The sequence below is a fragment of the Paraburkholderia sp. TE9906 genome (assembly GCF_056279605.1).
In genome coordinates this window covers 86,006-99,427 of sequence record NZ_JBWCCT010000014.1, presented here as the reverse complement: position 1 = coordinate 99,427, position 13,422 = coordinate 86,006, and the positions used below count along the sequence as shown (strand labels likewise).

Here is a 13,422-nt window from a genome sequence, read left to right as displayed (position 1 = left end):
TAAACCCGGCCCTTTCGAGACCAGCCGTGTTGTCAAGCGGCGGCTAGGCAATCGTTCTGTTTGCGACGCTGGACGCTACCCATTCAGCCAATTCCGAACAGGTTGCGAGCCATACTTCGTTGTGAGTTTTTAGCCGTCCAAGGAACCGGCGCATGACTTGCCACAGGCGCTCGTCGGCACCGAACAAATACGGGTGAAAAATAACCGTGAGTTGCTCACCGCTGGCCAGTGCGGCGTCGAATCCGTCATTGAGAATCCGTTCCCACTCGGCGGCGGTCGCGGGCCTTGCCATGTCACCGTGCGCGACACGAAAGTCACCAAGGTCCGGGTCGATCAGGTAAGCGTCGACGTAGCGCCAGGCGAAAGGAAGGACCGTGAGTTCCTCCTCGAGGTGAACGCTGGCGTCGCTTGAAACGGGCGAGCAATAGGTGAACCCGTGCTGCCTAAGGAGCGCCATGGACGGCGCGTCTATCAGACCTCCAGGAGGCCGGAAGCCTACAGGGAAAATATCGATCGTTCGCAGCATGGCGAGGCTTTTTTCCAGGTTCGATCGCTTCTCATCGAGCGACATACGTGACCAATTTTCGTGCCCCCATGTATGCCAGCCGACTTCATGCCCAGCAGACTTCACGGCCCTCATCTGCTCTGGATACCGCAACGCGTTCACCGATTCGATGAAGTAAGTGATCCTCAGACCGTCGAGATCTTCGAGCAGCTTCGGCAAAACGTGGGTCGCAGTAAAGTGTCTGCCGACTGCATTGGCTGCAGGCCACCGGCCCATGTTGATGTCGCAAGCCTCGCCGAGGTTGTCGAACGTCACGCATACGCAGGCGCGACGACGCTGTGGCCCCCACGCTCCCGACTCGAACAGTGCCATTGCCTCTCCCGAAATAGTGATGACGAGGCGCCAAGCCTCTTTCACGTCAGTATTCAAACCAAAGAATAGGAGATAAGGCACACGTGTGCAACCGGGTATACCCGCTCTCATCCAATCGGCCATGGTCGGTGCTTTAGATAACCTGGCTTCTGTCAGCTTGACCAACAGGGCGACACCGCAGAATTAAAGCATTTTGATCAGTACCAACGGCAATAAATCAAATCCGACACGACATTTAAGCACCCCGTCCGGCCAGCACCCATCACAGCGCGTCGAGGCCCCGTGGTCGGGTCGGGATGAACGGTTCAGATATTAAAAACAATATCGAGCTGCGTTCACGTCGCGCACGAGTGCCAAGGCGGGTTGCCGCGGTCCCGGTCCACGTGCCCAGAGAATGCATCGGCAATCAGAACGGCACCACCACCCTTGCCCAGACACTCATACCTTCAGGACGATTGCGAGCGGCGAATTCCTTTAGCACTTTGAGGTCGACGCCGACCTTGCCATACTGGTAGTGGGCGGCTGGGCCGATAGCGGCCACGCGTCCCCGAAACCCATCGCCATTCACGCTACTACCAAACTGGTAGTCGTCTGAGGTCTGGTTGATGTAATAGCCATTGACACCGAGACGGAGGTCTTTCGTGACCGGATAGCTCACAGAGTAATCGAAGTGGAAGATTTGCCCCGAACGGTAATCGGTGTCCGGGTTGCGTACGTTAAATGTGTAAGTGATCTTTGCCGAAACTTCTAGTCCGTTCGCAGGCAAATACGTGAAAGCGAAAATCGGACGGAACGAATAGTAGTTTCCTCCGGTATTCAGGCCACGCGCCATGTCGTATCCCCCAACCGGCAGCACGATATCCAGTGCGACGAGGGGATGGAATGCGCCGAAGTCCCAGCCCAATGTCGGGCCGACTGTGATATCCCCTACGCCGTTGCGATGGTCCTTACTCGATGCCGAGCTGCTTTGCAGCGATGCAACCGAACCTATCGCGAAAGCGCCCACCCGGCCGCCGGCGATCTTGAAGTTCGACATATAGAAGAGTCTTGCGGCAAGCACTTCAGCCGAAAAATTGAAGCCAGGGATGGAAGAATTACCGTGGCTGTCGTTGAATCGGCTCGCGTGATAGTAGTTAGCGTAAAGCACTCCATACCAGCCCGGTGTAGGCAGCATCCCGGCAAAGAATCCTTCCGAACCCTGACCGATGTTGTCACCGCCGCCTTCCGTTGCCATCACTGATTGCGACAGTGCCGTGGTAAACACCGAAAACATAGCGACAACAATATATTTCTTGAGGGTTTTCATAAATTTAACTATGAGACGTAAATTTCAGAACAACGATTTTTAACATAATCAGGATTGCGAACTCTTTGCAAGTTGAGGCTGCGGGCAAATCGATAAGACTCGCCCACACGACGTGTTCAATGTTTCGCCGGATACAGCGGAAAATTCGGAAGAACGACAGCGACCGTCAGCCCAATTCGGCTGAGTTAAACTGTTCTTGAGCAGCGTGGATCGCCGCAAGGGCGATTGGAAAGCCTGCAGTGATGCCGAGTTGCATAAAAATGTCTATGACTTCTTCCATTGAAACGCCAGCTTTGAGTGCCGACGTGATGCGAAGTTTTAATACCGAAGCCGCCGTCGCACCAAGCATGGCTAAGGATGTAATCGCAACGATTTCGCGCGTGCGCGCGTCAATTGACGACTCGCCCACCATGTCTGCGAACTCCCACTCCATCACGTAACGCGCGAAGCGCGGCGCTACGTTGGAGAGGCTTGCGGTGAATGCGTCGGCTGGTAAGCCAAGCACTTCTTCGAATATCGCGCTGCCGCGAGCGTACCGGCTACCGGTATCGGAATGCTGGTTGTCTTTCATTTGGTACCTCACAGTCGAATCGTATTGATGTGCGCTTAGCTGTGTTTCGTCAACGCTTGCACGAGGGAATTACCGAAGAGTGTCAGGCAGACGCCCGTCAGCATGACCAGCGCGCCGGCGAGTTTGATACCTGACACTTGACGGGTCACCACGCCGATAAGCCCGAAATGGTCAATTGCGAGCGACGATAGCAACTGTCCGGCAATTACCAATGCCAACATGTTGGCTAGACCAATGCGAGGGGCGAGTAATACCGTGCAGAAAATTGCAGCTGCGCCCAGCAGGCCACCGCCAAAGCGCCAGAGCGGCTGCGACGGAAGACTGGCAACCGCGGCGTGCAATCCGCCCTTGCTCACAGCAATCGCCGCAAGCGCGACGGTACCTATCGAGAACGACACCAACGCGGCTGCCACGACGTTGCCGCCGATACCACCTGCGAGTTGACTATTGACTGCTGCCTGAATTGAGATGGCTGAACCGGCACAGAATGCGATAAGTAGAAAAATCAGATTCACGACATACCTCCTTTCGTTAGCCAACAAGCCTCACGCCTGCGCGACATCCGGCGACACATCCGCGAACTGATCAGGGGTGTAGTTGACAGCAGCGAACAGGTGCCTACGGGATGCTTCGGTCGCCTGCTTGAGTGCCGCAAAGTTCAAGCCGATGAGCTTGCCGCCAGACTTGCGAACACGGCCGCCGATAATCACCGTATCCACGTTGCTGCGTTCGGCAGCATGAACGATCGTGCCGATTGCGTTGTTTGAGGGATAGAGATTCAGATCGTCGGCGCGAATCAGAACAACGTCTGCCTTCTTGCCGGGCGCAAGAGAGCCGGTCTTTTCTTCGAGACCCGCCACACGCGCGCCGTTGATCGTTGCCGTCTCAAGGATGCTCCGTACGGAGACGGCGGCCGGTGCCGTCTCGTCGCCCTTAAAACGGCGATTTTGAGCTTGGGCGCGCTGCATGACGTATGCGGCACGCATCTCCGCGAACATATCGCCACCATACGAGGCTTCGACATCGGTGCTGATTGCCGGTGCGATACCGTTGTCAATCGCGCGCTGATAGACGCAAAGCCCTTCTTCCAGACCATATTGTGCGTCCGAGCGCGGGCACACGTCGACTTTGACGCCTGTCTCACGGAGAATCCCCCACTGCTCGTCGGTCAGACCGGTACAATGGTTGAAGATGTTATCCGGTCCAAGAAGCCCTTTTTCCTTCAGCCCCGGTAGTAACTTGCCCATGTCCTGGCCAAGGAATTCAGTGATGATGCGCAGGCCAACGGCGCGCGCGGCAGCCCATGTCTCGCGGTCCCATTGCGACATCATCGCCATCGTGACGAGTTGGTCCTCGGAATCGAAGCGTTCCTGCTTCAGGCGTCCGAGGTCCTGCGGCCAGTGCTGCGCCCATTCACCTGCTAGAGGCCTACCTGGTGCGTAGACCGCGCGTATACCTGCGTCTTCTAGCGCATCAACCGATGCATCGGAGTGCGCGGGACTACGAGCATTGTGCGAATTGTCGACCATCGTAGTAATGCCGGAGTCGATCGCACCTAATGCCGTGATCAAGTTGCCGATGTACATGTCTTCCGGACGGTAATGCGTCGCAAACGAGAAGTGCGTCGACTTCAGGTAGTCGATCAAAGTCGGCGAGTTCGGATCGATGCGGCGTAGCTGTCCTTCCCACGCATGACGGTGTGAATCGACAAATCCAGGCATGACGATCATGTCCTTCGCGTCAATGACTCCCGCTCCATCTGCCGCAATCGACGGTGCGATCGCGATAATACGGTCACCTTCAATAAGAACGTCACCGTGCGCCAAGTCGCCCACGTGCGGGTCCATACTAACGATCATTCCGCCTTTGATAAGGAGACGTCCCTTCGGATCAACCGATTTAAGCGGCTCTACAATTGCGCGAAGGTGCTCCCATGCGGTGGGAGGATAATTATCGAATGACATTGTTCAGTTCCAGCGAATAATAAAGAGATTTACCGTCGTCGGGACGGGCAAATTTTGAGAAACTCTCGCGCGCAATTCAGACGTTGGTACCGCCGTCGATTTGCAGCACAGTGCCTGTAGTGAATCCGTTGCCCATCACAAATAGCGCCGCATCAGCCAGTTCGTCGACGGTACCTACTCGTCCGATCGGCAGGCCGGCGCCTATGGATGACAAGGCATTGCTACGAGCGTGCTCCGGCAGGAAGTTCCAAACGGGGCTATCGACGACGCCAGGAGACACCACATTCACACGAACGGGCGCCAGTTCGAGCGCTAGCGTGCGAGCGAAGCCATCAAGCGAAGCGTTCAGCGCTGCAACGATGCTGGCTCCGACCGAGGCCTTGTAAGCAGCTGAGCCGCTAAACAGGGTCACAGATGCGTCTTTGCTCAGACTGCTTTGAAAATGGCGCAAGAGGTAAATGGGGCCCCAAAACTTTGCGCCCAACATCGACGTGATTTCCTCGTTGCTAACCTGTGAAAAAGGCTTAAACACAAGGTTCGCAGCTGTGACGACGAGGTGGTCGACATTTGGAATTTGGCTAGCGACTGATGCAACTTCTGACTCGACAGCAATGTCCGCAATGTGGCCGGTGAAAGCTGCACCAAGTACAGCCTTAGCGACCGCCAGCTTTTCCTCCGATCGGCCGATGATGTGAAGACTTGCGCCGGCCGCCGCGGCTTTTCGTGCAAGCGCCAAACCCATTCCTGAACTGCCACCGGCGACCACAACACTCTTATTCTTTAGAAAATTTTCCATATCGCAACTCATCCGTTTTCTAGTGAGAAAGACCCGAGGTCGTCGCATTAATCGCTCGCCTCACCCGTCACGGAATCAAATGTAGTTGCGCGCACCGAACCTAACAATCACCTATACTTTTCATACTCTATGAAGCAGGAGATACACAATGCGAGGGAGCGATTTTGCTGATGTACGTGCCTTTGTTTCCGTCGCGGAACAAGGGTCGTTCGCGCGCGCTGCGGGAACGCTGGCGGTGTCTCCGTCCGCATTGAGTCAGACTATTCGCGGATTTGAAGAGCGCTTAGGAGTGCGCTTGTTCAATCGGACGACACGAAGCACGCATCTCACCGACGCTGGGGCACGGTTGCTCTTGCGCATGCAACCTCTCCTGGCTGAATTCGATGCCGCGCTTGAAGATGCTTCGGGCAATCGGAAGCCATCGGGCACACTTCGCGTATGTGCGCCGCAAATGGCAATCATCCACTTGCTGCAACCAATGCTCGGCATCTTTCAGGAACAGTATCCCGACGTCGTTCTTGACCTCACAAGTGACGAGAGTCTGGGGGACATCGTCGCTCGTGGCTTCGATGCCGGCATTCGCCTTGGCGAGCACGTCGATCAGGATATGGTGGCAGTGCGCGTTGGCCCTGATCTACGCCAGATTGCAATCGCGTCACCTGACTACCTCGAAAAGCATGGCGTACCTCAATCGCCTCAAGATCTGCACGAACATCGGTGCATCAACTGGCGTCGAGCCGGACAGACAAGCGTATATAACTGGGAGTTTGCCCGGGATGGGCAATGGTTCGACGTTTCTGTCAAAGGGACGCTGATTGTCAACGACTGCGCTGTAGCGCTCCAGGCCGCACTAGACGGGCTTGGCATTACGGTTTGGACTGAAGACTGGATGAAGCCGCAGCTAGAATCCGGCCGGCTCGTTCCGTTGCTGCGCGAATGGTCACCGCCTTTTCCGGGTTTTTTCCTGTATCACCCGAGCCGAACGCGCATGCCGGCCGCACTGCGCGCGTTTATCGACGTCGTGAAGAGTGTTTCTATGGGCGCAGATGCAGCAGGTCCGGTATTGCCTTCGGCATTGCTCCCATCTGTCCACGCGAACCCGCTCTCGCAGGATCAAAAGTCGGAGCATAGACTTCCCACCGCTTGACATGCTTTGCAGGACCAGCTCACCCCGCTTGCCGCAAACCAACGATATGTCGGTTTTAGTGGCCAGTCTGCTTCTATGAACACGGGTTACTCGGACACTGCGACTCCCGGCTGCCATAGCTCGGTCATAGGCTCGCTCGAGGGCGCGTCTGGGACACGGTCAATCACGCGAATGTAGTGGAGTAGAATTCTATCGTCACGATCACTGTGGGTCCGCGTCGCGCGCTCGACCTGCTTCGCATGGTCAACGTGCAATTACTAAAACCCGTCACCGCTGCAGCCCATTTTTCTGTTCAGAAGTGAGGAAGACTTCGCACATCTCAAGTGCCGCGCCTTTGGCAAAATTATCGTGAAAATTCGCTTGATACGCGAACGGCGCGCGCGGGCATGATTCGCAAATTCTCACGATTTGCGCTGCTCTATTCTCAGACGAATTGCGGCACATCACCGCACCTAACGTACTGAGTTATTCACCAATCGAATACAGGTAAAATCGAACTTATCGGCGTTTGCTTCCCGGACTACGGATACCCAGTGCCTTGAAATGAGCCAACTGCGTGATGTAGACATCATGCTGTCCGCGTAGCTCCTTTGCGTGCTCCTGATGCCGATCCGATAAACTGTATCCGGAAAACGTGTTCGGGAAGTACACCTGGCTAGGCCGGTCAATCGCGAGGACGCTGACGACGGGGGCCTGATCGACTTGATGCGGGCTGCCTGCCGCGAAGCGGCATAATCCACGCCCCGTTCCTTCCCGCCGTGGAATACTACCCGCAGCCCGCCATCTTTTGGATTTCCTCGCTGTTCAATTCGAAGAATTGAGGACAGCCGAACTCATGGCGGAAACTGAATAGACAAATCAAGAGATTTGTATAAGGAAGTTCACCGACCTTGTAATGATCAAAACGAACCCTCTATTTGGCTAGCTGTTCTAAACCAGCAATAAAGGCCTCAACATAGAAATCAAAACTTTCATCGAGAGGGACGCCCACCCCGTTGTCCCATCGAAGGATAAAACTTTTGTTTTTCAAAAGCGGAAGGTGCTGGCCTAGCGTAGGAAATTTATCCGGGTCAATAGCATCAAGTCGTTCGCGCGTAAGCGTCTGCCAATCCTCGCCGCTCTCAGGCATTGGCGAGAACTCCTGAGTCGCGAAGCCGACGAGGGTTGCAATTGTTGCATTGTATGCGTCGACCAACCTCTTCTCCTCAAACCCCGCGCTGTTCAGTGCCTGCAAGATACCCTCAATAAGACCTAGATCGACTCGTGTATTTGCAGTCAGTTGGGCGCCAAGCAGCGGTGCCGTGTTCGGATGTTGCTGAATCGCTCTCCGGCAACGGCGCATCAGCGACCGAAGATAGCCCTTCCAGTCAGCCGGGTGCACATCCGGCGCTACCTCGCGCAGAACCAGACTCATAACGGCTGCGGCCACCACATCCTTCGAAGGTAGATACCAGTAGACAGCTGCCGGATAGACGCCGAGAGACGATGCCAGATTTCGCAGACTGAAGCGTTCAAGCCCCTCGCTGTCGATGAGGAGTAATGCAGCCGCGGTGATGCTGGCCTCTGTCAGGGAGCCGCTCGGCGGCTTAGGCGCCCTCTTGCCAGACTTCTTGCTGTCACTTTTGCTCTCTTTTGCGTCGGTCATTTGCACGGTCAAAAACAAAACAGTACCAGGGTTAGCGTGAACCTGATTGTACTTGAACACTGTATAAGGGCGATATAAGATTTTCTCACTTGTACAGCGTTCAAGAAATTCGACGAGAAGCTTTGTTCGTCTTCCTGCGCTGCGCACGGGCGGGTCCATCAATGCGGCCCCAATTTATCCATATGTTTTCGCAGGACATGTCATGGGAACTCCGTATCCGCGTCGTCGCCATACCCGCCAATCTGTACAGTCCATTCGGACGGGGCATGGAAGGACGCTGAAAATCATCAGAAATATTACGGCATCAAGCGCGCTTGCAGCAGCCATTCCCGCGGCCCACGCACAAAGTTCAGTGACGTTGTACGGGCTGATTGACGAAGGCATCACCTACCTGAATAACCAGGGCGGCCATTCTCTCGTCAAGGCTGAGGATTACAACCTCTCCGCTAGCCGCATCGGATTTACAGGCAAGGAAGATCTCGGGGGCGGAACGGCCGCTATCTTCAAACTTGAATCCGGCCTCAACGTAAATACCGGGGCATTGCGTCAAGGAGGCCTTCAATTTGGACGCGGCGCCTGGGTTGGCCTGACCAATGACAAGTACGGCACGCTGACCATGGGCCGAAACTGGGACCAGATGACGCTCGCGCTCGCGGTCTTTCATCCGGCAATCACTATTGGACTGAATGGGGCAACGCCCGGCGACGCGGACCGGGTGTGCGGTGAATTCCTGAACAACAGCATTACCTACACGTCGCCGAATCTGAAAGGCTTCCAGTTCAGCGCCGAGTATAGCCTCGCCGGGGATGGGACGAGCACGACAAACGGCGGCGCAGCACTGAGCGGCGGCGCGACCTACACGAACGGTTCGTTCAATGCGGGCGTTGCGTTCACGCGAGTCAACGCCGCTACGTTTGCGCCAGGAGCAGCGCTAGGTTTGAACGAGGCGTTTGGGGTACCCGTCAAGAGCACAACATCTTTTGTCCTCGACCAGTACCGAACTGTCGGAGTCGGCGCAAGCTACCAGTTCAAACCCGTGCGCGTCGCAGCGATTTATACAAATACTCACTACGAGCTTCATGCCGACGACACCATGACTCTGCAGATGTTCGGGTTGTCGGCTATCTATCAGGTTACGCCGAGCCTGAGCAGCAGCGTTGGCTATCTCCACTCCAAAATGGCGGATTCGACGTGGAATATTTACTCCGCGATTCTGGACCAGTCTCTTTCCAAGCGTACAGACGTCTATGTTTCGGCTGATTTCGAGAAAGCGACCGGGCCGCACGTAGTTGCTCAATTAGCGCTCGAAGGTCCTTCGTCCACCGGCAGTCAGCTTGCGCTGCGTGTCGGCCTGCGTCACCGCTTCTAGGAAGAGCCCTTATGACACAAGCCATCAAATCTTTCCGCGGCGAAGCAGATACATCAATGGCTTCGTCCGACGATGTTATCAGGCGACATCCATCACGCGTCATCATTCCCCTATCCATTGGTAATGCGCTCGAGTGGTTTGACATAGTTATATATGGCTACCTTGCGGTAACTATTTCACGCGTCTTCTTTCCTGCGCAAAATGAGCTCAATGGCTTGCTCATTGTGCTCGGAACCTTTGGCGCGTCGTTTGCAATGCGGCCAATTGGGTCCATCGTTCTCGGCGCATACGCGGATGCTTCAGGGCGCAAGAAGGCACTGAACCTCTCTATCATTCTCATGATGGTCGGCACGCTTGCCATTGCGGTCGCGCCGACATACGCACAGGCCGGCGTGACGGGTTCAATCATGATTGTCGGAGCGAAGCTCTTGCAGGGATTCTCCGCGGGTGGCGAGTATGGCAGCGCTACCGCTCTGCTCGCGGAGCAGGATGAGAAGCGCCGGGGGTTTTATGCAAGCTGGCAAGTCGCAAGCCAAGGGATGACCGTTTTGCTCGCCGCGTTCTTCGGCTACGTGCTTAATTCGGCCTTTACGCCCGCGCAACTGGATACTTGGGCATGGCGCATTCCATTCGTATTCGGCCTCAGCGTCGGACCGGTTGCGCTGTACATTCGACGCAATCTCGCGGAAAGCCAAGAGTTCTCGGAGTCTATTCAGAAAGCTCCTCCTGTGTTCGCATCCATTGCGGAACACCGCGGCCGGATCATCGCCTCTCTCGGTATTCTCGTCATCGCAACGACCGCCGCCTACACGATGCTTTTCATGCCGACTTACGCTGTCAAACAGCTCGGCATGCCGGCGACAGTCGGCTTCTTGCCGACCATTGTGATGGGCGCAATCCAGATGACGCTAAGCCCAGTCTTCGGCAACCTTTCCGACCGGTACGGTCGTACAAAGGTGATGCTGCCTGGCGTTGTCGCGATTCTGCTTGGCATCATTCCCGCGTATTTGCTTCTGGCGGCCCATCCAAATGCTGCAGCTCTCATCGCTGTGGAAGCCTTCATTGCTGTCGCCCTTTCCGCTTACGCCGGTCCGCTACCTGCAGCAATGGCCGACCTCTTCCCGGTGAAGTTGCGCGGCCTCGGTCTCTCAATGAGTTACAGCCTCGGCGTGGCGATTTTCGGGGGCTTCGCGCCATTCATTTCGCAATGGCTCATCAGTCGCACGGGAATGGTTATCGCACCCGCGTTTCCTCTCCTGTTCTCTGCGATAGTCAGCGTTGTCAGCCTCGGCTTTGCTCGCCGCTACGGGCTACGAGGCGCACAGGCCGTGCGCAAAGAGCGTTAAGCACACCCGCCGCCATCTTCAATTGGGTTAGAGACAATGCAATCTATCAGTCAATCAGGGCCGCTCGGTCTCCATCGCGAAGTGGTGCTGCCCGGAATACACGCATATACGGACAGGAAAAGCGTGCCTGCCGGTGAGCGTATCAATTTTCATGTGAGCAGCGATTCTGCCTACACCCTCTCTGTGAGTCGTCCCACAAAAATCGGCGACGCCAACGGCGACGTGGTTCTACATGAGTTCCCGGTCTCACAACCGCTAGTCCAACCTATCCAACCCGGCTCATATATTGCAATCGACCGCTCATTGCCGGCAAAGGAGGTGCTCGCCGCTGCGACGTTCGAAGTCTGGGTGAAACCATGGCAAATCGGCCGGACACAAACCATCCTTGGGCAGTTTGACTATCCGCACTCGTGCGGTTACGGCCTCTTCCTGAACGAACGGGGCCAAGTCGAGTTCTACGTGGGAAGTGGCGCTGAGTTCGATTCGAGGTTCGTACTAAGCGCTGATGCCCTCGAGAGCCGCAAGTGGCACCACATTGTCGGCACATGGGACGGACTCATCGCGACCCTCTGGATTGATGCACGTAAGTCGGCGTCCTGCGAGGTCGACGTGAAGCTTCAAGCCGGCGTCGCCCCATTGCGATTGGGCGCCAGCGCTGAGGAGGGCGTTGTAGACCGATTCCTAGATGCCGACATCGCAATGCCAGTGGTCTACTCTCGCGCGCTGTCGGAAGCGGACATAAAACAACGATTTGCACAGCGCGGGCTCAGAGTACCGGCCGATCGGTTCGTGCTCGGCTGCTGGCCCCTCTCTGAGCAACGAGGAGACGTGATACGTGATAGTAGTGGCCACGAACGGACTGGTCAGATCGTCAATCACGCTACATGGATGATTAATGGGCCGGCATTCCGCCCGGAGAACGTCGGCCTCTACGACGACCTCATGCCGCCGTACGATCCAAAACAAGACTTATTTCGCGGCGACGGTATCCGGTTCGCACGTGATGACCTCTACGACTGTCGCTGGAGCGTCACTCATGAATTCGACATTCCGGAAGATGCGAAATCCGGCATCTACGTTGCTCGACTTCGATACGAGAAAGACGGCGTGCCGCTTACCTACGATGTAACATTTGTCGTGACAAAAGCGGCCAATGCCGAGCCCGCTCCAATCCTCGTGCTTTGCGCAACAAGCACATGGCTTGCATACGCATCCTCTCCGTTCATGGAGAATACCTCAATGAGCGCAACTTGGCCGCGTCGTGGCGCGGGCCTTAAAAACAGTCACGAGGATGCGCCCTCGTACAACACCTATACGCGTCATAGCGGCGGACAGCCAACCTATCATGCCGGTCTGCGTATGCCGTGGCCCAATGCTAGTCCCGACGCTCGCTACGATCCGGACGACGCTGATTTTGCTCAATGGACGCGCCTAGAACTTCATCTGCATTTTTGGCTCGATCGCGAGGGATATGACTACGACGTCGTTTCCGATTTCGATCTTCATCAATGCCCCGAAATACTGAACCAGTACAAGACGGTCATTATTAACGGACATAGCGAATACTGGACGATACCTGCCTACGACGGTCTCGACCGCTATCTGCGTCACGGAGGTACCGCGCTCGTGCTATCGGGAAACTCCCTTTGCTCGAGAGTAAGCTTTGACGCAAATCTGCTTGTGATGGAGCAGCGCAAAACGCATCCAGCGGAGACTCGGTTCGTCCCAGGCTCGACCGTCGAGTTTCCTGGAGGTGATCATGGCGAGCAATATCACAGCGACGACGGGTTACGCGGAGGCGAGCTTCGGCGCGCGGGTCGATCTTCGGCGCACGTCATCGGACTCGACACCGCAGGTTGGGGTTTCGCTGAAGGAGACGACTTCGGTGTGTACAAGGTCGAGATGCCCGACCATTTTCTTTTCAAGACACCGAACGCGATAGGTGTAACACGCGGGCAGTCGTTCGGCCACGCAGTGGATGGAGGGTTGCCGCGCGCGGTCGGTCACGAGTGGGATCTGACGTTCCACACGCTAAAGAAGATGACGCATCGCGTGCCCGACGGGCAGGTACTTCCTCCCGACCACGCGGATATTCAGGTCATCGCCCACGGCGTGCGCGAAAAACCCGGCAGGATGGACGCTTACCTCGACTTTTTCTATCAGGACGCACCATCCCTGGATGGACTCTCGTGCGAAATGATTTACTGGGAGCGGCCTGAAGGTGGGACGGTGTTCAACGCTGGCGCCGTTGGCGCCAGCTGGGTACTCGGTAGCGACCCGATCTTCGAACAACTCCTCGTGAACGTCCTACATCGTTTTGGCATACCCGTTCCGAATAAGCCTTCCACTGCTTGACGAACGATAGCCAACCACGGCCTCTCAACCCTACCTTGATGCAATT

11 protein-coding genes are annotated in these 13,422 nt (G+C 56.0%); 4 read left to right on the top strand and 7 right to left on the bottom strand.

The features are described 5' to 3' along the window. Nucleotides 1-43: 43 nt before the first annotated feature. The 6 genes from ACZ9H4_RS29400 to ACZ9H4_RS29375 form a co-directional block, all read right to left on the bottom strand. Nucleotides 44-877: a polysaccharide deacetylase family protein gene (locus ACZ9H4_RS29400; RefSeq protein WP_476122170.1), complete on the bottom strand. Its 834-nt coding sequence runs from the start codon at nt 875-877 to the stop codon at nt 44-46. A 406-nt stretch (nt 878-1,283) separates the two neighbouring features. After that, nucleotides 1,284-2,183: a SphA family protein gene (locus ACZ9H4_RS29395; RefSeq protein WP_476122168.1), complete on the bottom strand. Its 900-nt coding sequence runs from the start codon at nt 2,181-2,183 to the stop codon at nt 1,284-1,286. Nucleotides 2,184-2,349: 166 nt separating this feature from the next. Beyond that, complete coding sequence (locus ACZ9H4_RS29390; RefSeq protein ID WP_476122166.1) at nt 2,350-2,754, bottom strand: carboxymuconolactone decarboxylase family protein; 405 nt, start codon at nt 2,752-2,754, stop codon at nt 2,350-2,352. A 35-nt stretch (nt 2,755-2,789) separates the two neighbouring features. Next, nucleotides 2,790-3,269, bottom strand: coding sequence for a DMT family transporter (locus ACZ9H4_RS29385; protein ID WP_476122164.1), 480 nt, complete (start codon nt 3,267-3,269; stop codon nt 2,790-2,792). Between the two features lie 30 nt (nt 3,270-3,299). After that, nucleotides 3,300-4,718 carry an amidohydrolase family protein gene (locus ACZ9H4_RS29380; RefSeq protein ID WP_476122162.1) on the bottom strand — a complete coding sequence of 473 codons (1,419 nt, stop codon included), beginning with the start codon at nt 4,716-4,718 and terminating at the stop codon, nt 3,300-3,302. A 76-nt stretch (nt 4,719-4,794) separates the two neighbouring features. Next, the gene (locus tag ACZ9H4_RS29375) at nt 4,795-5,514 is read right to left on the bottom strand and encodes an SDR family oxidoreductase (protein WP_476122160.1); all 720 of its coding nucleotides are present in this window, start codon (nt 5,512-5,514) and stop codon (nt 4,795-4,797) included. A 148-nt stretch (nt 5,515-5,662) separates the two neighbouring features. Here ACZ9H4_RS29375 and ACZ9H4_RS29370 point away from each other — a divergent pair, with 148 nt between their 5' ends. Continuing rightward, entirely contained in the window at nt 5,663-6,661 is a 999-nt protein-coding gene (locus ACZ9H4_RS29370) for a LysR family transcriptional regulator (protein WP_476122158.1), read from the top strand. Between the two features lie 913 nt (nt 6,662-7,574). Here the strand turns inward: ACZ9H4_RS29370 and ACZ9H4_RS29365 are convergent. Continuing rightward, nucleotides 7,575-8,453 carry a TetR/AcrR family transcriptional regulator C-terminal domain-containing protein gene (locus tag ACZ9H4_RS29365; RefSeq protein ID WP_476122156.1) on the bottom strand — a complete coding sequence of 293 codons (879 nt, stop codon included), beginning with the start codon at nt 8,451-8,453 and terminating at the stop codon, nt 7,575-7,577. A gap of 55 nt (nt 8,454-8,508) precedes the next feature. Between ACZ9H4_RS29365 and ACZ9H4_RS29360 the strand changes: the two genes are divergently transcribed. The 3 genes from ACZ9H4_RS29360 to ACZ9H4_RS29350 are packed head-to-tail and all read left to right on the top strand — an operon-like array spanning nt 8,509 to nt 13,376. Continuing rightward, nucleotides 8,509-9,675, top strand: a complete 1,167-nt coding sequence (locus ACZ9H4_RS29360; RefSeq protein WP_476122154.1) for a porin — start codon at nt 8,509-8,511, stop codon at nt 9,673-9,675. A gap of 56 nt (nt 9,676-9,731) precedes the next feature. Beyond that, entirely contained in the window at nt 9,732-11,021 is a 1,290-nt protein-coding gene (locus ACZ9H4_RS29355; protein WP_476122302.1) for an MFS transporter, read from the top strand. A gap of 36 nt (nt 11,022-11,057) precedes the next feature. After that, nucleotides 11,058-13,376 carry a N,N-dimethylformamidase beta subunit family domain-containing protein gene (locus tag ACZ9H4_RS29350; protein WP_476122152.1) on the top strand — a complete coding sequence of 773 codons (2,319 nt, stop codon included), beginning with the start codon at nt 11,058-11,060 and terminating at the stop codon, nt 13,374-13,376. Nucleotides 13,377-13,422: the final 46 nt, after the last annotated feature.